The organism is Agathobaculum faecis, from assembly GCF_014287995.1.
In the GTDB taxonomy this organism is placed as follows: Bacteria; Bacillota; Clostridia; order Oscillospirales; family Butyricicoccaceae; genus Agathobaculum; species Agathobaculum ammoniilyticum.
The window spans coordinates 16,631-35,505 of the sequence record NZ_JACOPL010000015.1 but is presented as its reverse complement, the minus strand read 5'-3'; the positions used below and the strand labels follow the sequence as shown (position 1 = coordinate 35,505).

At 52.7% G+C, this 18,875-nt stretch carries 21 protein-coding genes; 6 read left to right on the top strand and 15 right to left on the bottom strand.

The window, feature by feature from the left end; translation table 11 throughout:
* Positions 1–642: 642 nt before the first annotated feature.
* Together H8S45_RS13295 and H8S45_RS13290 are read left to right on the top strand one after the other, a co-directional pair.
* A complete protein-coding gene (locus tag H8S45_RS13295; protein WP_054327175.1) occupies positions 643–1,548 on the top strand; it encodes a tyrosine-type recombinase/integrase in 906 nt (301 codons plus the stop codon).
* A complete protein-coding gene (locus tag H8S45_RS13290; protein ID WP_054327176.1) occupies positions 1,541–1,744 on the top strand; it encodes a helix-turn-helix domain-containing protein in 204 nt (67 codons plus the stop codon). The genes H8S45_RS13295 and H8S45_RS13290 overlap by 8 nt, the downstream gene beginning before the upstream one ends.
* A gap of 36 nt (positions 1,745–1,780) precedes the next feature.
* Here the strand turns inward: H8S45_RS13290 and H8S45_RS13285 are convergent, their stop codons facing one another.
* Positions 1,781–2,023 carry a helix-turn-helix domain-containing protein gene (locus H8S45_RS13285; RefSeq protein WP_031477044.1) on the bottom strand — a complete coding sequence of 81 codons (243 nt, stop codon included), beginning with the start codon at positions 2,021–2,023 and terminating at the stop codon, positions 1,781–1,783.
* 130 nt (positions 2,024–2,153) lie between these two features.
* Here H8S45_RS13285 and H8S45_RS13280 point away from each other — a divergent pair, with 130 nt between their 5' ends.
* Positions 2,154–2,579 (top strand): hypothetical protein, encoded by a 426-nt coding sequence (locus tag H8S45_RS13280; RefSeq protein WP_186950232.1) that lies wholly within the window; start codon positions 2,154–2,156, stop codon positions 2,577–2,579.
* 75 nt (positions 2,580–2,654) lie between these two features.
* Here H8S45_RS13280 and H8S45_RS13275 read toward each other — a convergent pair whose 3' ends face one another.
* From H8S45_RS13275 to H8S45_RS13255, 5 genes are all read right to left on the bottom strand, one after another.
* Positions 2,655–3,209 carry an SWIM zinc finger family protein gene (locus tag H8S45_RS13275; RefSeq protein ID WP_161804730.1) on the bottom strand — a complete coding sequence of 185 codons (555 nt, stop codon included), beginning with the start codon at positions 3,207–3,209 and terminating at the stop codon, positions 2,655–2,657.
* A gap of 34 nt (positions 3,210–3,243) precedes the next feature.
* Complete coding sequence (locus H8S45_RS13270; protein ID WP_186950230.1) at positions 3,244–4,413, bottom strand: tyrosine-type recombinase/integrase; 1,170 nt, start codon at positions 4,411–4,413, stop codon at positions 3,244–3,246.
* A gap of 184 nt (positions 4,414–4,597) precedes the next feature.
* Positions 4,598–5,311 carry a zinc ribbon domain-containing protein gene (locus H8S45_RS13265; protein WP_186950228.1) on the bottom strand — a complete coding sequence of 238 codons (714 nt, stop codon included), beginning with the start codon at positions 5,309–5,311 and terminating at the stop codon, positions 4,598–4,600.
* Complete coding sequence (locus H8S45_RS13260) at positions 5,308–6,159, bottom strand: recombinase family protein (protein ID WP_054327180.1); 852 nt, start codon at positions 6,157–6,159, stop codon at positions 5,308–5,310. Before H8S45_RS13260 ends, H8S45_RS13265 begins: the two co-directional genes overlap by 4 nt.
* Positions 6,159–6,779 carry a helix-turn-helix domain-containing protein gene (locus tag H8S45_RS13255; RefSeq protein ID WP_054327181.1) on the bottom strand — a complete coding sequence of 207 codons (621 nt, stop codon included), beginning with the start codon at positions 6,777–6,779 and terminating at the stop codon, positions 6,159–6,161. The genes H8S45_RS13260 and H8S45_RS13255 overlap by 1 nt, the downstream gene beginning before the upstream one ends.
* 366 nt (positions 6,780–7,145) lie before the next feature.
* Between H8S45_RS13255 and H8S45_RS13250 the strand changes: the two genes are divergently transcribed.
* The 3 genes from H8S45_RS13250 to H8S45_RS13240 all read left to right on the top strand — a co-directional run bounded on the left by H8S45_RS13250 (position 7,146) and on the right by H8S45_RS13240 (position 9,463).
* Positions 7,146–7,370, top strand: a complete 225-nt coding sequence (locus H8S45_RS13250; protein ID WP_054327182.1) for a hypothetical protein — start codon at positions 7,146–7,148, stop codon at positions 7,368–7,370.
* A 463-nt stretch (positions 7,371–7,833) separates the two neighbouring features.
* On the top strand, positions 7,834–8,484 hold the full coding sequence (locus H8S45_RS13245; RefSeq protein WP_186950226.1) for a DUF6100 family protein: 651 nt from the start codon (positions 7,834–7,836) through the stop codon (positions 8,482–8,484).
* On the top strand, positions 8,471–9,463 hold the full coding sequence (locus tag H8S45_RS13240; protein ID WP_054327185.1) for a hypothetical protein: 993 nt from the start codon (positions 8,471–8,473) through the stop codon (positions 9,461–9,463). The genes H8S45_RS13245 and H8S45_RS13240 overlap by 14 nt, the downstream gene beginning before the upstream one ends.
* Positions 9,464–9,503: 40 nt before the next feature.
* On the opposite strand, the gene H8S45_RS13235 is transcribed toward H8S45_RS13240, so the two are convergent.
* The 9 genes from H8S45_RS13235 to H8S45_RS13195 all read right to left on the bottom strand — a co-directional run bounded on the left by H8S45_RS13235 (position 9,504) and on the right by H8S45_RS13195 (position 18,059).
* Positions 9,504–9,707, bottom strand: coding sequence for a helix-turn-helix domain-containing protein (locus H8S45_RS13235; protein ID WP_082397097.1), 204 nt, complete (start codon positions 9,705–9,707; stop codon positions 9,504–9,506).
* A 399-nt stretch (positions 9,708–10,106) separates the two neighbouring features.
* The gene (locus H8S45_RS13230; protein WP_054327187.1) at positions 10,107–10,760 is read right to left on the bottom strand and encodes an HAD family hydrolase; all 654 of its coding nucleotides are present in this window, start codon (positions 10,758–10,760) and stop codon (positions 10,107–10,109) included.
* A gap of 112 nt (positions 10,761–10,872) precedes the next feature.
* Positions 10,873–11,886 carry an SIS domain-containing protein gene (locus H8S45_RS13225; protein WP_054327188.1) on the bottom strand — a complete coding sequence of 338 codons (1,014 nt, stop codon included), beginning with the start codon at positions 11,884–11,886 and terminating at the stop codon, positions 10,873–10,875.
* Between the two features lie 78 nt (positions 11,887–11,964).
* Entirely contained in the window at positions 11,965–12,783 is an 819-nt protein-coding gene (locus H8S45_RS13220) for a PTS system mannose/fructose/sorbose family transporter subunit IID (RefSeq protein ID WP_174887853.1), read from the bottom strand.
* Positions 12,770–13,537, bottom strand: a complete 768-nt coding sequence (locus H8S45_RS13215) for a PTS mannose/fructose/sorbose/N-acetylgalactosamine transporter subunit IIC (protein WP_186950224.1) — start codon at positions 13,535–13,537, stop codon at positions 12,770–12,772. Before H8S45_RS13215 ends, H8S45_RS13220 begins: the two co-directional genes overlap by 14 nt.
* Positions 13,538–13,550: 13 nt before the next feature.
* Positions 13,551–14,021 (bottom strand): PTS sugar transporter subunit IIB, encoded by a 471-nt coding sequence (locus H8S45_RS13210; protein WP_054327190.1) that lies wholly within the window; start codon positions 14,019–14,021, stop codon positions 13,551–13,553.
* Between the two features lie 18 nt (positions 14,022–14,039).
* The gene (locus tag H8S45_RS13205; protein WP_186950222.1) at positions 14,040–14,447 is read right to left on the bottom strand and encodes a PTS sugar transporter subunit IIA; all 408 of its coding nucleotides are present in this window, start codon (positions 14,445–14,447) and stop codon (positions 14,040–14,042) included.
* Complete coding sequence (locus tag H8S45_RS13200) at positions 14,444–15,304, bottom strand: sugar phosphate isomerase/epimerase family protein (protein WP_054327193.1); 861 nt, start codon at positions 15,302–15,304, stop codon at positions 14,444–14,446. Before H8S45_RS13200 ends, H8S45_RS13205 begins: the two co-directional genes overlap by 4 nt.
* Positions 15,285–18,059, bottom strand: coding sequence for a sigma 54-interacting transcriptional regulator (locus tag H8S45_RS13195; RefSeq protein WP_054327194.1), 2,775 nt, complete (start codon positions 18,057–18,059; stop codon positions 15,285–15,287). Before H8S45_RS13195 ends, H8S45_RS13200 begins: the two co-directional genes overlap by 20 nt.
* Positions 18,060–18,875: the final 816 nt, after the last annotated feature.

Genomic DNA, 18,875 nt, shown 5'->3' with positions numbered 1-18,875 from the left:
AACAAAGGACCATTCTGCACCAAGATGATTTGGAAAATTAAAGTGAGCTTCCGTGCCACAAGCGGCTCCAGTCTGCGCCAAAACAGGGGACGCTAGGAAGCAAGACCCGGCACCGCATGCGCTCATTTGCGCAGCACAGCCAAAAAGAACTGTCCCGACCAACTGCTCATCCGCAGGGTCGTCGGAGAAAGGGGAAAAACCTGTTGTACCTATCTAAATCTTTTCGGGCGTTCCGCACAGCCGGTGCGGACGTCAAGAGGGGCTGGCGCATCCTCGGCCGTGTATGGCAACACGGTTTTACCCATGCATCTGCCGGCTGGCCTGCCAACAGCCGGTACACGGCGCACGCACGAAGTGCGGCCGGTATTTTGCCGGTTTTGCGCCTGCCGCGCACCTTGGGTGCAGCCGCGTATGCGGCGCCTGCGGCAATGATTGCTAAACCAATTTACAACAGAGACAGATGCCAGAGCCTGCCGGATTCGCTGCTCCTGCGTGCATAAAACCCTGATGTTCAGTCGGAAAAGCCGGTAAAACAGCGAGTAGGGTAGGGATTCGTCCGACCGTGCGGGGAAACCGGGCAGAAACGGCCTGCGTTTGCAGACGGGTGAGCTGCGTCTGTCTCCCAGATGAAAGGAGAGTACCATGTCCACATATCACATCTATCAAAACCTGCTCGCGCAGGTAGAGCGCGTGTTCCGGCACAGCCGACAGGGCAGCATCCAGACGCGCCGCAGGTACAAAGAGGCGGTCTGCCGCTTCTGCTATTTTCTCGCAGAAGTCTATCATTTGGAGCGACTGGCAAACATCGCGCCCAAACATATTTTCGCCTATGCAGAGTTCCTGAAGGAGAGCGGCAAAGCAGCCTCGACCATCAAGACCGATCTGGCGGCGATCCGCTTTTTCCACGATCAGATGCCGCAGGTCAAACATCACGCGCTGCCGGACAACAGCATGCTTAATCTGGAACGCCGCAGCTTCGGCAAGGTCGACCGCACCTGGAGTGAGCGGGAGTTCAACCGCATGATCGGCAAAGCATGGGGCGAGGGGCGTGAGGACTATGCAGCGGCGCTGTGCCTTGCGCGGTACTGCGGCCTGCGCATCCATGAAGTGTTCCGGCTGGACACGGCGGCAGCCGAACGCGCGCTGAAAGCCGGTTCGCTGACCGTAAAAGGCAAAGGCGGCAAGGTGCGCACCGTGCCGCTTACAGAAACGCCGCGCATTGAGCTTACGAAAATGCTGGCGCAGACACAGCGCGGGCACAAGCTGTTTGTGCCGGACGATATGCCGACCGACCGCGCGATCAACAACTTCCAGTGCTTCATCTACCGTTACCGCAACGAGGTGCAGGACGCGGATTCGCACCGGACGATAACCTGTCACGGCCTGCGGCATACATACGCGGTCGAGCAGTATCTTGCGTGCCGGAAGCAGGGGATGGATGAGCATGCGGCCTGCCGTCGTGTGTCCAGGCTGCTCGGACATGAACGCGAGGACGTGACGCGCATCTATCTGGCGTCGCTCCGGAAGGGAGGCGAGGGCAATGGCTGACAAGCGTTACACCAGCTTTGACGAACTGCCGCTGACGCTGACCGTCCCCGAAGTGGCGGAGGTGCTCGACATTGGCCGCAACACCGCATACGAGATCGTGCGGTCCGGCGACCTGCCCAGCCGCCGTATCGGTAAGCGCGGCCAGATTCGCGTGCTCAAATACGATCTGGAGCGGTATATGAAAGGCGAGATGTAAATAAACAAGGCGTGTGCCCAAACGGCACACGCCTTATCATTGTATTTCCTGCTCTAAGTCATCAAACAATTCGCTGTCGAAAAAATCTCGTATGCTGATTTCCAAGCCGTCACATATTTTCTTGATGGAAACAACCCCCGGATTTTTACTTTTCTCATTCAGCATACTATAAACAGTAGACGGTGGGATCCCTGAAACCGTAGCCAAGGCGTTCACCGCAATATTCCTTTCTGCACACAGGTCAAGAATGCGCTTTGCAACAGCTTCTTTGATATTCAACTCGCATTCCCTCCCTGCAATTTATCGTATGTTCATTTTAATAAAACTTGCGATAAATCGTATGGGATATATCGTAAAATTGCTCGATCTGATGTATAATATACGATATATCCCATAAGGAGGGGTTTGGATGATTGCCTGCACCTTTTTTGGCCATCGGGACTGCCCGGACAGCATTCGTCCCAAACTACGCAGCGTGCTGATAGCTCTGATCGAAAATCAGCAAGTAGACACTTTCTATGTCGGTCGGCAGGGATCTTTTGACGCACTTGTTTACGCCGCGCTGCGCGAATTGGCAGCGGAATATCCACATATCCGCTATACCGCGGTGCTGGAACGCCTGTCCGGAAAAAGTATAGATGATTTTACTGAGACGTTGTTTCCTGAGGTGATGGAAAATGTCCCGCCTCGCTTTGCCATCGACCGCAGAAACAACTGGATGCTTCAGCAGGCAGATTTTGTTGTGGTGTATGTCACGCATACTTGGGGCGGCGCCGCAAAGTTTGCCGGGAAAGCAGAAAAACAAGGAAAAATTGTCATTAACCTTGCGGATTGAAAATGCTATCCCAACACAAATCAAAAAACAGCCTCCCGAAAATAACTTCGGGAGGCTGTTTGCAGTGCAGCAATGCTATCTGCGATACCCGCTGTGCTCTTTATCGTAGCCATATCTTCCATATCTGAGATAATCCTCGAATATAGCGTCTACATCTATGTTGCAGTGCCGGGCGAGAAAGTATATGTGCTTACAGGGTGCTCCGCCGTGCTGATTTTTACTAAAATCAGGACAAGTACAAGAGCGGAGCGAGGTTTTGTAACGTCCGGATGTGCCGATGATCTCATAGGTCTGATCGGGAGACAGTTTAAGACGGATATCTTCGGATCTGGAGCGAAGATAGCGCATATACTGCCCATCATCCCGATGAACACAGCTTGACCACGGCGCAAATGTATCGGGATAATACATTATAATACGCGGAACGGTATTGGTTGAGGCAGCGGGCATTGGTTCGTCGGTGCTTACGTCCGGCGACGGTTCCTCATCTTCCTGCGGTGATAAGTCGGTAAATGGTTCAGACTGGCTTCGTTGTTGATAAATATAAATGTGACAGATAACAAGTGCCAGCAGACAAACGAACGGTGGTACGATGACATATATCGCACGTAAGATTTGCATCAGGTGCATGGGAATTCCTCCTTCCTGATGGGATTGGTTGGTGTCATTCCGCCCTTTGCCGCTTCCTCTCCCGGCTCCCTTTGCGCAGACTCTGCGCGACGGCCTCGATCGTCTGCTCATGCGTGGTGTCGAGCAGATGGGTATAGATCATGGACGTTGTCGCGACCGTGCTGTGCCCGAGCGACTTGCTGATGTTGTAGATTGTCGCGCCCGAGTGGTTGGCGAGCGTTGCAAATGTGTGCCGCAGTCCGTGCAGGGTGAGCTTGGGCAGGCGGTTTTTGCGGATAAATTTGCTGAATACTTCGGTTAAATAGTTCGGCAGATAGGGCTCGCCATCCGGCCAGGTCAGCACATAGCCGGTGTCATGATAGTCCGCGCCGTAAAACAGCCGGTTTTCGCGCTGCCGCCTGCGTTCGGCGCGCAGCACACGGATCACCTCGTCCGGCATGTGCAGCAAACGGGTCGAGGAACGGTTTTTGGTGTCCTTCTCAATCACCTGCGACCCGGCCATTGTGCGGGCGCGGTGGATGCATAGCGTTTTGCCCTGGAAATCAACATCCTTCCAGCGCAGGCGGCACATTTCCTCGCGGCGCAGGCCGAGATAGCCCGCCAGATAAACGACCGGCTCCAAGCGGGTGCCTTTGACGGCATCCAGCAGCCGGAGCAGGGATTCAACGTCATAAAAGTGCGGCTCGGGGCGCTTGAACTTGGGCGGCTCCACGCGGTCGGTTGGGTTGCGGGCAAGCACATCCTGCATGACCGCGATCCGCAGCGCGTTGCGCAGCAGGTCGTGGTGCTTGCGCGCGGTGTTGGGGGACAGACCGCAGTCGTTGCACAGATAGGCATAATACTGCTGGATGCGCTGCGGGGACAGCGATTGCAGCGGGATATCCCCAAGCTGTGGAATGATGTGGTTCACGATCATCTGGCTGTACCCGTGGACCGTTGTCGCGGCGCGGTTGGGCCGCACGACAGCGTCCATCCAGTAGTTCAGCCACTGGGCGACCGTGGTGTCGTTCGGCTGAGTGAGCGCGCCGAAGTCGCGCTGCACCTCGTGCAGCCGCAGCGCTTTGCGGGCATCGGACAGGCGGGCAAAGGTGCGGGTCTTTTTGATCTGGCGTCCGCGCGCGTCGCGCCCGAATTCCAGATTGACATAGTATTTCTTTTTCTCGTCGTCATACGAGATGTTGCGCTCGACGCGCGTGCGGGACATTTGTGCTCACCGTCCTTCCTTTGATAAAGTGAGCGGCGCAGCGGTGCACGAGCTGCGCCGGAAGAACGGATACCGGTATCTGTTGCGGGCGGCTCCGGTTTGCGGATTTTTGCTTTTGGAGTACCCTGCTTATAGTGTATCATAAGTTCAAAACCGTAATCTACCGGAATATCTACCGAAATTTTTAAAACGCATTTTTCGTTGCAAAAACCGGATAAAAATAAAAGATACCACCCGTTATCGGGTGGTATCGGTTGGGAAATTGGTGGAGCACAGCACGAGGCAGACAAACACCATACGGTAATCCGGCGTCAATCTCCTGTAATGTTATTGTTCGGTCATCACCGGAATAATTGAACGTCAATACGACCTTATCGTCGTAGACAAACACCGAATTGACGAATGTTTTGATCAGACGTTTTTTGCAGGCTTGATCGTCATAATCCATATTGGTAAAGCTGTGCAGGAAAAACAGGATATGTTTCTTGGTCAGTCCCAAACCTTCTTTTAGTCTTGCCGCAGCCAGCGCAGCTTCCAGTTCGCATTTCTGCTCATCCAATTCATCCATTCGCTGTTTTATACTGCTGTTATAAATGCCTGCCTCCATTGCCTTGATCAGATTATCCATAGACTGGTTTACGTCATCCAATGCTGTATGTAGCGACTGCGTATACGAATTATCTGCATTTTGCTGCAGGTAATACTGATATGTTTGTTCTGCGATAAACGCAAGTATCTCATCATCCCGCAGCAATGCAATGGTATGATCCAGCACGAGGCCCTCGATCCACTCCTTGCGAACAGGCTGTTTGCTACACAGCTTTTTACGCCGCGCCGTGCAATAATAGTAATGGTGTTTTACACCGGATCGACCTGTACCTGAGACGCCAACCATCATAGCGCCCACTTCCCGCAAAACAGCTTATCTGTCAGCAGATAATCCGCCGCGCTCCATTTATGTGCCGGTGCGCGCTTGTTATATTTCAGCATCTCCTGCACTTTGTCAAACGTCTCTTTATCAATGATTGGAGGAATTGCGTTTTCAATACGTATTTCATCCTTGTATGTATAAATACCGATATACTTTTCATTTTTCAGCATGGTACGGAGACTGTTATGGGTGAATGGTCTGCCGCGCAGCGTCCGTTTCCCCTGGATGTTGAGGAAGTCAACGATTTCCGCCATTGTCCAGCCTTTGCTATATAACTCAAACACCTTTTGCACCGTAGGCGCATTTTCCGGGTCGATCTGAAACCTTTTGTCCGGCCCGGTAATGTAGCCGAGCGGTCGGTTCCCACCTGTGCTCTGTGCTTTGGCTGCGCTGCGCCGCTGTCCGCGACGAATATTTTGAGATAGCTGCTCCGAGTAGTAGGCGGCCATCCCCTCGATCACACTTTCCAAAATAATTCCTTCCGGCGTGTCGGGAATCATTTCGGCAATATAAAATATCTTTATGCCATTTTTCTTCAAATGGTATTTGTTCAGCGCGATCTCTTCTTTATTGCGCCCGATACGGTCGGTTTTCCAGACGATCAATGCATCAAACATATGTTTCGACGCATCTGCCAGCATGCATTGAAACTGTTCACGGTTATCATTTCGTCCTGTTTGCGCACGATCAATATATTCATGAATGATTGTCAAACCATGCTCCAACGCATAACGTTTTGCCTCGGCGAGTTGTCCTTCAATGGACTGCTCGCCTTGCTTATGGCTGGAATAACGGGCATAAACAACGGCATTCATCAGAACTTCACATCCTTTGCCGGTTCCAAGTCTAACGCCATGCGAGCGATGGCACGATCCCTCTTTGACGCTCGGTCATAGGCGCGGGCCACTTCGTATGCTTCTACAGAGATCTGCTTGGGGTGATACGCCATATCACCGGTCCATACTTCCAGCGGCACATTCAACGTATCCGAAAGCAGTAGTGCGGTGCGCAGCGGCGCATCCTTCATCTGTCGAAAAATAATGGTTCGGATCTGCTTATCCGTCAGTCCGGTCACACGCACCAACCCCGGAATGTCCAGCCCCATGCGCGCTGTCACATCAATAAAGATCTTGTAAAACGGCGGATGGTCGCTATCACACAAGGAGTTAAACGCGGCTTCTTCCGCCGAATCTCCCAACAGATAATCCGTAGAAACATTCAGTTTTTGTGCAAACGACTGGACAAGCGTGATTTTGGGCGCACGCTGCCCTGTCTCGTATCGGCTCAGCACCTGTTTGGAAGTGCCAAGCAGCTGTGCAAACTCGTCTTGCGACATATTCCGTTCTTTTCTGATCTCGCGCAAGCGGTCACCAAACGAAACATACTCCAGATCTATACGCGGAATATTATTGTAATCCACTTTGGGAGTACGCACCTTTTATCACCTCTTTTTCTGCCTATATTCATATTAAAGCACATTATGTCAACAAAATCAAGTTCATTTGTGTTATGATACAAAAGCATAACCAAACGGTTGACAAATGTGATAAACGACCTTATACTTTATTCATATTCGACACTATTCGGTGCTGAGTTTCCATTTTACGGTTTCATATCACCATATAGATGACGCGAGGAGGTGATTCTATTGTAACAAGATTTCATTTGGACGAAATACGACACGCCGACATCCAATTCTTATGCGCTGATTTTATGAATGCAGCGATCAAATTTTATCAATCTCCTATACATCAGGCGGCATTTGAACAATGGTGTCGGGCGCAGAAAGGAGATGAAAACAATGAATAGCGAACTTGTGCGTAAATTGCGCGAACAATATCCTAATCACATCCCCCTCGATGTTGCAGCGCCTCTGCTCGGTGTTTCCCAGCGGCAGCTTTCCAAGTTGATCGCCGCAGGCCGAGAGCCGTTTTCCTTGATAGGGGCAAATATCGGCATCCAGCAACGATACGTTAGAGTGTATACGGAGAGATTGATCGCGTACCTGAATGGTGAACTGTTTTAACCGATGATTGGAACAACACAGAAGGAGGTGATTGTCTTCTGGGAACGCTAACAAATCATCCTGTACAGAGAAAATGCATCTTATTTTTTGTAAGATTCATTTTTTCTGTACAGGAACCGGAATAGACTTCTTTCATTGAAGCAATTTTCTCGCAAGCAAATCAAAGCTTTTCAATACATACCATACCGCAAAGTAAGGCGGTAATTTACCCGAAAGTGCACCTTTTCCTCAAAAAATGTAAACCGCCCGAAAGGTGCACTTTTGGAACTTTGCAATTCCGGACGGTAATTGCAAAAAGACTTTGGTTTTATAAGGAAACGCCCGTTAAACGCGGATATACATCCCCGAAATCACAGTGCTCTACCGTGGTGCGGTTCCTCTTTACCGGTCCGTTTGCTGTACAACCGGGGCGGTACTGTTCCAATGTATCACGAACAAAAACGCAAGAAAGGAGGAGAGGCAAATGACCGATCCCACAAGGGCGGCATACGAGTCCGCCCTGCATAAACTGAATGAACTATCCGGACGGCTTGCAATCGGCAGGGAGAATGATGATTACCTGCACCGTCTCGCGAACGCCGCACAAAATGTTGCCATTGCCGCACGCGAGGTCTATGCAGAAGCCCGCGAAAAAGATCTCCTGTGCAGCAGGAAATCTTTTTCGCGGGCATGGGCAGGAGAAAGTATGGCACGGAGCAAACACGCCTCCCTGCCGGACGGGTACGCGCTGGAAGCGAGGGAAGATGGTTCGGTGGTGATCCGGCTGCCGCTGCGGCTGTCCAAGCGAAGCCACGACAGTGCCTTCGTGTGTGAACCACTCGATACCCTGCTGGCCCGCCACGCATCCGCCCTGCCCAGATTCCGGGCGTGTACGATAGAATTTCGCCATTGCTATGCCGCGTCGCATCAGCCCGCCGATGTGCGGGACCATGATAATCTGGAAACGCGCGCGGTCCTCAACGTCATTGAGCGGTACCTGCTCACCAGTGACAGCGGCATCTACTGCTCCAATGTCCAGACGAGCTGCTGGGGCGACAGGGATCAGACCGTGATCTGCATCCGGCCCGGCAAGATCCCGGTCTTTGAGGAGGCAGGAGAGCATGCGGATTTTTAGAAAAAGCGCAGCATGGATCCTGCTGCAAACCGGCGTCATCTTCGGGCAGCTGCCGTATCACGCTTTAAAATTAGTGATCCGTAACTACGAACTCATGCAGGATGCGTTTCAAAAGCTGTGCCGCGCAGGATATCTGGAAGTTGTCAAAGCGACGGGGCATAAGAGTTTCTTCGTCACGGATGCCGGATTTGAAGCCTATTGCCGGATGCTGCATAAAGAGGGGCATACACCAAACAGGACAAAACCGGCGGGCACCCGCAGCCTTCCGAAAGCCATCCGGCTCAGCCGGATCAACGAAGCGAGGCTGTTCTTCGTCCTGCTTTGCGGGCGCAAGTACCGGACGTCCTTGCAGATCAAGCGCGAACAAGAGCGGCAGGTCGTCCGCAGCGCGGACAGTCTGAAATACTCCCGGTTTGTCGGCTGCACCTATGATGAAGAACGTTTTCTCCATCCGGTGTATCACTTCGGGAACGGCAACCAGCGGCTCAATCCCAACGGCGAGAAAAATGCGGCCGTGCGGCTGGCCGGGGCGATGATGTCGTTTGAAAAGGTGATCCTCGTCGAAACGCCAGAAACGATTGCAGACATTTTGGAATATTCGCTCTGGGCGCTGAGAAAGGATTCCCGCGCACTCCGGCACATGAAGCTGAACTTCCATATCACATGGGAGGACAACGCAATCCTGCTGCCGCTGGATGGGTCGGCACAGGCCTTTGTGCAGCACTTCGACCGGAAGGACTGGCGCACTAGCATTGCACAGATTGAAGAACAGGAGAAAGCCACGGCAGGCATCACATTATCCCTACTTCAAGGGCAATGGATGGAGCTGCTGGAGTATCTTGCGCGGGAGTCTGACCCAGAATATCCGGTATGCATCATAGCGTGGGATTTTCAGCAGCCGGTGCTGCGTGTGCTGCGAGAGCGGGGTATGCTGCCGGCAAAAGCACAAGTTGGAGTGTGCTTGTTACAAGCGAAATGACAAAGCGGTATGGAATGCTCCGTACCGCTTTGTCATGTATTTACTTTCGCTTGTTGCTGCGACCGACCAGATAGTCCAGCGATACCTGATAATAGTCGGCCAATTTGACTGCCAGATCGAGCGGCAGTACTCGTTCCCCGCGCTCATACTTGGAATAAAGGGATTGATCGCACAAGAGGGTTTCGGCAATCTGCTTTTGCGTTAGGTCAGCATCTTCACGCAAGTCCCGGATTCTGAGATTCATCATCATCACCAAGGCTACTATAACAAAGGACAAATCGTCCTATTGACATTTTGGACAATATGTCCTATTCTGCTGTTATAGGGGTGATTTTATGCCGGACTACAAAGAAATGTATCTGACGCTGTTCCGCGCGACCGAGCGGCGATCAACACGCTGATCGAAGCGCAGCGAAAGTGCGAGGAATTGTATATCAGTGATCCAGCGACAGGGTTGCGGGTGATTTCGCTGCCGGATCACACGGACAATGAGAAGAAATAAATCACCGGCGATTTTACCATACCGGATACATGCTCAAACAACTTGACCGGAAACATTTTGAACCAACGTATATACGTCAGAAAGTACACCTATCATCGCCAAGCTAAAATATGATTTGGTATCAGATGCCGCAAAAATCTCTTACCGCTTCGTCTGTTCGAGCAGCGTTTTGACCTCCGACAGATCCAGGCAGCAAAAGGTGTACAGCTTTTGGATTTGCGGGTCCGGCGCGATCAGATCCGGCACCATAATGGTTATAGCCCCAGCCGCATGGCCTGCGCGCACGCCGTTCGGACTGTCCTCCAACACCACGCAGCGCGAAATTTCCGCCTGCAGTTTGGATGCTGCCAGCAGGAAAATCTCCGGATCGGGCTTGGACCGCGAGACATCCTGACCGCTGACCAGCGCGTAAAAATAGCTGGCGATGCCTGCATATCTGAGGTTGTTTTCGATCATACTCCGCGGACTGGAGCTGGCTACCACACACGGGATATTCTGCGCCCGCAGGTATGCCAGCAGCTCCAGCGCACCTTTCTTCATGGGTACGCCCTGAGCAAACCGCTGATCCCCCAAACGCAGCAGCAGTCGGATCAGCGCTGGAACATCTGCATCCGGATAATATTTTCTGACGTGCTCAGCATAGATTTTGCCTGCCATGCCCCGCCCCTCGGTATAAAAAGAGTCTGGCGGCAGCGGTAAGCCCATCTTTTGGAAACAAACAGGCCACAAGCTGTCCCAAACGCGCTCGGAATCAAATAACAGTCCATCCATATCAAATATTGCGCCTTGCAGCATTTTCACAAGCCTCCACAATTCCATCCTTTATTTTCATTCCGGTCAAAACCATGGCCGGACATATCTGCAGATACATCCGGCCATGAAAATGGGGAAGAGATAGTGTCACTAATCAATAATCAAACTGGCGATAGTAGCGGCGCATATCCAGATCGTGCCCGGTGTTGGCCTCGAAATGCTTGGACAGACGGCCGTTGAGCAGCGCAGTCGAAAGCAGTGGGGAAACCAGCGGCGCGAATTCCTCGTCGATGCCGTCGATCTGGTAGTCCTTGATGTCGACAACGACCAGCTCGTCCGTGTGATCCTTCAGGAAGCGCTCGGCACGGTCGTCAATGCAGCGATACGCGCCGACGCTCTTGACCAGGAATACCGGCATATCTTTTTCGACCAGTTCGAGCGTGCCATGGAAAAACTCGCTGGACTTGACGCTCTTGGTGCGCAGCCACTGCATCTCCTCGAGGATGCACATGGTGAAGAGGTAAACCTCGCCCCACAGCTCGCCTTCACCCAGCCACATCATGTACGGGCTGGTATGGTATTTCTTGGCGATCTCAGCCGCGCGTGCGTCGAACCGGGTCTGGGCAGCTACCAGACCGTCCGCCAGATGCGCCTTCAGCTGTGCAGCGAAATCGTCGAAGCGCGGGAAGTCGCCGTTGTTTGCCAGCAGACCATAGAACACGCCGAACATGTTCAGGTATTCATACTCCACGCCTTTGAACACCTTCAGCGGGATACACCAGTTGCTCTGGCTGCCCAGCGGACTCTTGGGGTCGATCACCATGGACACGACGCGGATCCCGCGCTCCTGCATCCACTTGGCCGCCGCAACGGTCTCCTTGGTGTCGCCGGACTTGGAGCCCATGATGACGATCGAATCCTTGTTCAGCTGGGAATGCCCGGTTAGCACGATTTCAGCCGCGTGCTCGACATATACCGGGATCTTGGTGTACTGCTTGGCGATCTCACCGAAGTGCATCATCATGGCGATCGTGCCGCCGACAGCCACAAAGAAGATGTTGCTGAACCCTTGCTGGCTGATCTCGTCCGCGATCTTCTTTCCATCTGCGATTGCATCGATCTGTGCATTGAGATTGGTGCGATAGTCGACTTCATCAAACTTCAGCATGTTTTTTTACCCCTTTTCTACTTTTGACCAGTTGGTTGATATGTATAGCGGAAATGCCGGAATACCAAAAACAGAAACTCAGCCCAGAATGCCGAACTGCGCGCAAACGATGCCCAGAGCAGCCGTGCCGACGATCAGCCAAACCGCGCTGACCTTTTTCTCAAGCAGCTTGTAATAAGCCCCCATCACGCCCAGACTGAGCAAGCCCGGCATGATACCGTCCAGAATGTCCTGCAACGCGCTGGCGGTTTCGCCGACGCCAATGGTGAGCGGCGTGGATACGACGACCAGCTCGTTTGTCATGCCGCCGACCACCATGACGCCAAGCAGTGCGGCTGCAAACATGAACTTTTCCATCAACCCGGATTTTTGGATCTTCTCGAGGAAATCCGTACCAAGTTCATAGCCCTTGACGGCGCCCAGATAATGCAGCAGGTAGTTCGGCACATTGAATACCAGCAGGAACAGGATCGGCCCCAGAATGTTGCCCTGCATGGCGAGCGAGGTGCCGATGCCGACGGCCAGAATACGCAGCGTGCCGAGGATGATGGAGTCGCCGATGCCGGACAGCGGGCCCATCAGCGCGGATTTGATCGTATTGATGGACGAAGTGTCGAACGCCTCGTTGTTCGCATTCTTTTCCTCCATCGAGGCGATGATACCGCCGATAAAACTGGAAAGCGCGGGCGTGCAGTTGAAGAACTCCATGTGTCGCTGCAGTGCGGCTGCGAGCTTTTCCTTGTCGTCGCCATACAGTTTCTGCAGGATCTTCGCCAGCATAAAGGTGAAGCCCATGTGCATCTGACGTTCATAGTGCCAGGAAAACTCCATTGGGAGAGAACGCCAAAACATGCCGCGGATGTCTTTTTTGGTCAGTTTCTTATCAGAAGTCATCATCGTCCACCTCCACTGTGTCAATCGCCTGTGTCTGCGGCTTGAAGCCGATCGACGTAAAGATAATGATCAGGCCAATGATCGCGATACCAACCATTGGGACGCCAAAATACGCCGACAACACAAAGCCAAGGAAGAAATACGGCACAACGTTTTTGTTCATGATCATGCGTGCCAGCATCGCAAAGCCGAGTGCCGGCAGCAGACCGGTTGCAATGCTCAATCCGTCCGTTACAACTGCAGGGATCAGGTTGAGGAACGCTTCCATTTGGCTGCTTCCGATGGCAAAACCCAAAAACGTCAGCAGGAACAGGATCGAACATGTCAGAATGCCGGTGCACATGTGAATGGCGCAAACCGCTTTGGCATTTCCCTTTGCGGCATACCGGTCGGCCATCTGCGCGAGCAGCGGACGAACCAGGCTGAACATCACGTTATCAACCGCCTGTGCGATCAGTGCGATCGGCATGGCGAGCGTAATGGCAGCTTCCGTCCCCTGACCGGTGCTGATGGCAAAAGCAGTACCCAGTACGCCGCCGACAATTACATTGGGCGGGATATATGCGCCAACAGAAACCGCGCCGAGGAAAAAGAGTTCGAGCGTTGCGCCGATCGTGATACCCGCTTGCAGGTCGCCCAATACCAGGCCGACCAACGGACCCAAAACGATCGGGCGCTGGATCATATTTGTGCCTGTTGCCAGATCACATTTGCCGATAAACGCAATCAAGCCCAGCAGAATTGCTTGTACAGTCATCTTTTTGCCCCTTTCAAATCACTTCCTGCGCCTTGATCTTGGTGTCCGACGGTACCTGACGCAATTCAACCTCTGCACCGGCCTGCAGCATGGAACGAATGTCATCAATATCGCTCTCTGATGCAAAAATGAATTTACTGATGGCTTTTTTATCCTCCGCCTTTCGGGTACCGCCCAGATTGACCGCACGAACCGTCGGGCATCCCTCGACCATGCGCGCAGCGTCATGAATCGTTTCGACAATGATAAACAGCTTATACTTGTCTGTTACGCCGCTGTTAATAGCGGTAATCGCATCATCGATTGACTTGATCACCAGCTTGACCCCGTTCGGCTTGCTGAGTTTGAGCGTCGTTTTCCGGATATCGTCTGTCGGCACGCTGTCATTGGCGATCAGGATGCAATCCGTACCGAGCGCATTGGTCCAAGAGAAAGCCACTTGCCCATGCAGCAGACGATGATCTACGCGCATCAAGTTGATCATTTTACTCCTCCTATTCTCTCAAAAATCCTCATCCTGCACTTCTGACTTTTCATTGCAGAAAAGAATGGTCTCCTGCGCAGAGCGGATCGCCGCGCGTATCATGGTCACACTGTCCATGTCCTGATTGACCTGCAGTTCTAACAGCAGCGCCAGGTTCATGCCGGCAATGACATAGATGCCGGAACGGTCGGTATAGTTCATAAACTCGTTGTTCACGCTGCCGCGAAACACGTCGGTCACAATAATCAGATCCTCTTCCGGTTTTTTTGCATCCACGATTGCCCGCACGCGGTCTTTGATGTCGTTTTTGCCATCACGATACGCGCAGAATGCTTCGAAATTGCTTTGCGGCCCCATGATGAGCTCCAGCGAATCCATGATCCCGGCTGCAAAATTTCCATGCGATGCCAGAACGAAATGCTTCATCTGTACCCCTCCTTTCCTGTTGTCTCCAGCCATGGCGATAAGGTTTTCAGGCTTTTCTGCTCGGCCAGCCATGGCATCTGGTAATATTCCGGCGCGAGCAGTTCTAACGAAAAGTAGCCCGGATAGTCGCTCTGAATAAACACGTCCAGATCTTCGCCCGGATTCCGGTTTCCGTCGCCCCAGGCGAGATGGCCTGTCGGATTCCCGTCGACAAAGTGACAGTGCACGATCTCCGTACCGCATGCGGAAAACCACTGCCTGACTGTTTCGCCTGCGGCTGCCATTGACCCCAGATCCAAATTCAGCTTGAGCCCGTCGGATCCGACTGTATGCAACATTTCTTTTGCTTCGGCCAAGGTGCGGACCAGTGTTGTCTCGCGCGGCAGCAGCGTTTCCATCGCCAGACAGGCACCATGCGAATGCGCATATTCTGCTATCCGGTGCAGCATCTCGGCCGACCGCTTCCATGCCTCTGCGCGCGGTTCGGAGTAAAACCCCCATCCCGAGCTGACAGAAAGCAAATGGCATTCCAATTCCTCCGCCGCGCAGATCGCATTGCAGAAATACCGGTAGGTCCGTTCGATCAGTTCCGGATCTTTGGCTGCCAGATTATACGGCTTGGGGTTGTTCTGTTCGGGGGTCAGGCAGATGATCGTGATCCCGTATTGCCTTGCCAAGTTCCGCACCGCGCGGGTATCCTGCCAGTGCTGTGCATCGAGCAGGAAATGGCTGGCGCAGGTCCAAAGTTCTGCGTGCGTGATCCCATTGCGCTGCAGGCCTGCGAAAAAGTCCGCAAGGGTGTAATAGCGATAATGGCAGTTCATGCCGGCGATGCGGTCAATGGTTACGGATTTCATGGACCTGCTCCTTCCCGATCTGCGAAGCACGGGGGTCGTGGATGATGTAATCGTAAACATACGCAATTTCGCTGATGGGGAATTCCACGCTGTAATGCTCGCTGATTTCGCGGAACGCGCTGCGCACCATCTCGATGAACGGTTTCTGCTCCTGCTCAAAATCCTTTTGATCGATATGGGTTTCGATCGGCGTTTTGGTCACCAGACGTTCGATCAGGCAGCAGATGTGGATGTTCAGCCCGATGATGGTCTGCGCCGAAAACTTGCGGTGCATCATGCGCTGCAGCTGGACAACGCCGATGTTGACCAGATCCAAAATCTTGTCCACGTTCAGGATCGTCAGATGCTGCACGACGTTCTGCAGCGAGAAATTCTTCAGCAGTCGCTGGTTGAACTCCTCGAGCTCGTCCTCCTTCATATAGCGGCTCAGCATCCGGTTGATCCGCTCAATCTCCCGGAAGGAGATGATGTCCTCCATCGGGATGTAGGTCAGCTCTTCCTGTTCCGGATTGGCCGTTCCGGATACGAACAGGATCTCGTACTTGCTTTGCAGCTCTTCCAACCCGCCCAGATGCATCAGGCGCAGATAGTCATAGCCGATGAATTCCACCTCAATCGGACGGGGCAGGCTGTTGTTGAACAGCTCCGCCATCTTCCGGGCAACCGATACGCCCGCTTCGCTGACGAACAGCACCGCTGCGATTTTGCGGCGGCTCTCCGCCAGTTTGTAGGCTGTCACATACTCTTCGCAGGCCGTCTGCAGGATTTCCTGTATCGGCATGTTCTGCAAAATCTTGCAGCCGACATCCAGCGCAAGCCGGGTAGAGACATTGTTGATGATCCCCAAATTCAGGTTGGTCTGCCCGTCGAGCAGCACATGCATATCCTCCAGCGACCCCATGTCGACCAGCAGGATCGCGTCCTTCGGCCCAGGCACATAGTTGATATAGCGCTTGAACCGCGTGGCAATTTCCTGCACAGACCCTTCGATCGGCATATCGATCGCCTCGAACACATAGCTGCCTGTCAGTCGGTTGACCACATTGGCGATGCTGCTGGCTGTGGAATATCCGTGACAAATGATGATGCCGCGAATGGTATCCAGTCGGACGTTCCGGCTATATTGCTGCAGCCCCAGCATAAACAGGAGCTGGCTCATGCCGTTGACGCTGATGTCCAGGCTCTGCTCGATGATGCGGCAGATCTCCTCTGTCAGGATCGCCTCTTTGGGGAATATGCGCACCAGCAGCGCGAGGCACTGAGCAACGCGCTCATCCTGATCGAATTGGGCCGAGCGCATCTGCAGATACAGGCAGCGGGAAAAGACATAGTGGAAATGTCCCGGAAGCTGGAGATAATACTTATCCGTCAGCAAATGAAAGACGTTTTCCATCACCCGTTCAATGACGTCGATTTTGGCATTTGCAAACCGCTTGGAGAATACCAGATAATCGGAATAGGCATTGAAGCACTTGGTCAGCTTCTGGAGCAGCGCTCCCTGCTCATACTGCTGCACGCGGTACTGGTCGAATTCGTCCAGGATCGACTCGTAATACTGGTTGATCGTCTCCGTCATGGCGTCTTTGACAAAGCTGCGCACATTGATCATGCTTCGCTGCTCTTCACTGAACTCGTTGCCGACACGCGCCATCGCCATCAGATACTCCGGCAGATGGTACAGATAGACCGAAACGTCTTTTGTCTGATCGTTGCTCTGGACGAGGGCATTGGCGCAGCTGGTTTGAATGCAATTTTTCAGCTGCTCAATGTTTGCCGGGAATTCATATTGCAGCAGCAGCTCGAATACGCGGTTGCTGATGTAAATATCCCGACCCACCCGTTCCGCCTGCTGGCAGAAAAAGTGCAAAATCAGCTGTTCCCGCTCTTCTGCCGGGCGTTCGCTCAAGGATGGCATGTGAATGAGCACCGGTAACCGACGAAGCAGTTTTTTGGACAAATGCTTTTCCGGCTCAACATCCGTGGACAGGATGAGCCGCACGGTGCTGTATCGCACTTCTTCCCGCTCGTCCGCGGTTTTGTAACTCCCGCTGTCCAAAAGCTGCGCCAACTTATCCTGCGCTTCCAGCCCCATCAGCTGCGTGTCGGAGATGTACAAGACGTTTCTGTCCGCGCATTGCAGGTAACCGTCCTTTTCCTTGCGGTTCTGTCCGGCAGCCTGTCCGAACAGCGCAACCGAGATCTGCTGCGCGTTTTCATACTCGGCGCAATCAAAGACGCACAGTTTGGTATCCTTTGCAATCAGATCGCAGTTTTGCGCGTATTCATGGACGAGACTGGCAAAATACCCCTTTCCCGTGCCATCCTGTCCCGCAATCAAAATAGGAAGTCCGGCCGGCGGATATTTGATGGCAGCCTTACATTGTTCGACTGCGTAGCTCAGTCCGCCATGATAGCCGATCAATTTCTCAAAATCGCGTTTTCCCTTGTTGCCGCGCGACAGATCCTGCTCCAGTTCCGCCCAACTGATATAGGGCTCCGTGCTCAGGCGAACGCCGTTGGCATCCTCCAGCGCTTTCCGGTGCAGGAAGCATACCGGTCTCGAACTGATCTTGATCACCGTGCCGTCCCGCACCAACTCATTGAGGTACTGGCTGGCCAGCGCACGGCTGATATTCAGCTCTTTGCTGATAGTATTCGCGGTCAGCTGCTCTGCTGTTTCCCTAGTGCAGGCGCGCGTCTTTTCCCGTACATAGTCAAATACTTCTTTTTTGGTCCTGACATATTCATGCGGCATTTTCTCACCTCCCATTCCAAACACCTTTTCCATCATGGGTGAAGTTCGCAGCGTTTTCCGTTTCTCTGGCTTCATCTTATCTCAAAAAACTCCTTCCGTCCGAACTGCGGTATGAATCCAACACTGCAGCAGATTGGTTCGACACTAACATCCCTTCATTTCCTGTATCACGCTCATTTTCAACACTTTCCGCTTTCATCATAAGCCGCCGTATCGGTCACGTAAAGCATAGATTTTTATGTGACCCAGTTGCTTGCTTTTTGTGGATTTTTATGCCATGAACTGCTTTCATTTGGGAGTTTTCGCTTTCTATGCCGGCTCAATTGTCATTGGGCTTATCTGGGATTGACCCGCCCGGTGCAGCAGCCGGCTTCCGTCTCCATCAAAAAGTATGCAGTCGTGCCTTTACCTTACGGATTTATGCTGTCTGTCCGCGTCGATCACACGAATTTCACCAGTTGTCTTCGTTTTGAATTTCTATCAGTATCTGCTGTGAATGCCGGTATTGCAATGCGATCCGTACGTCAGAATAGGGGCTCGGCTGAGAAAATGGCGCCACATTTAGTGCCAGGTAGTTGCAGAATTTCATAAAAAGCAGTGCCGTAATCCAGTTTCCTGATAGGGAGCGGATAGCGACACCGTTCATGCGTCCGGAGATTATCGATTACCTTATTCGCGCATAAAAGCAACGGCAGCAAGCATCACTGCTTGCTGCCGTTGCTTTTATGACCGCAAATACGTTCCTGACAATGTGTATGGTTCGCACTGCACGTTATGTGTGCCACGACGACAACGGATATAGAACCCCTGTTTTCT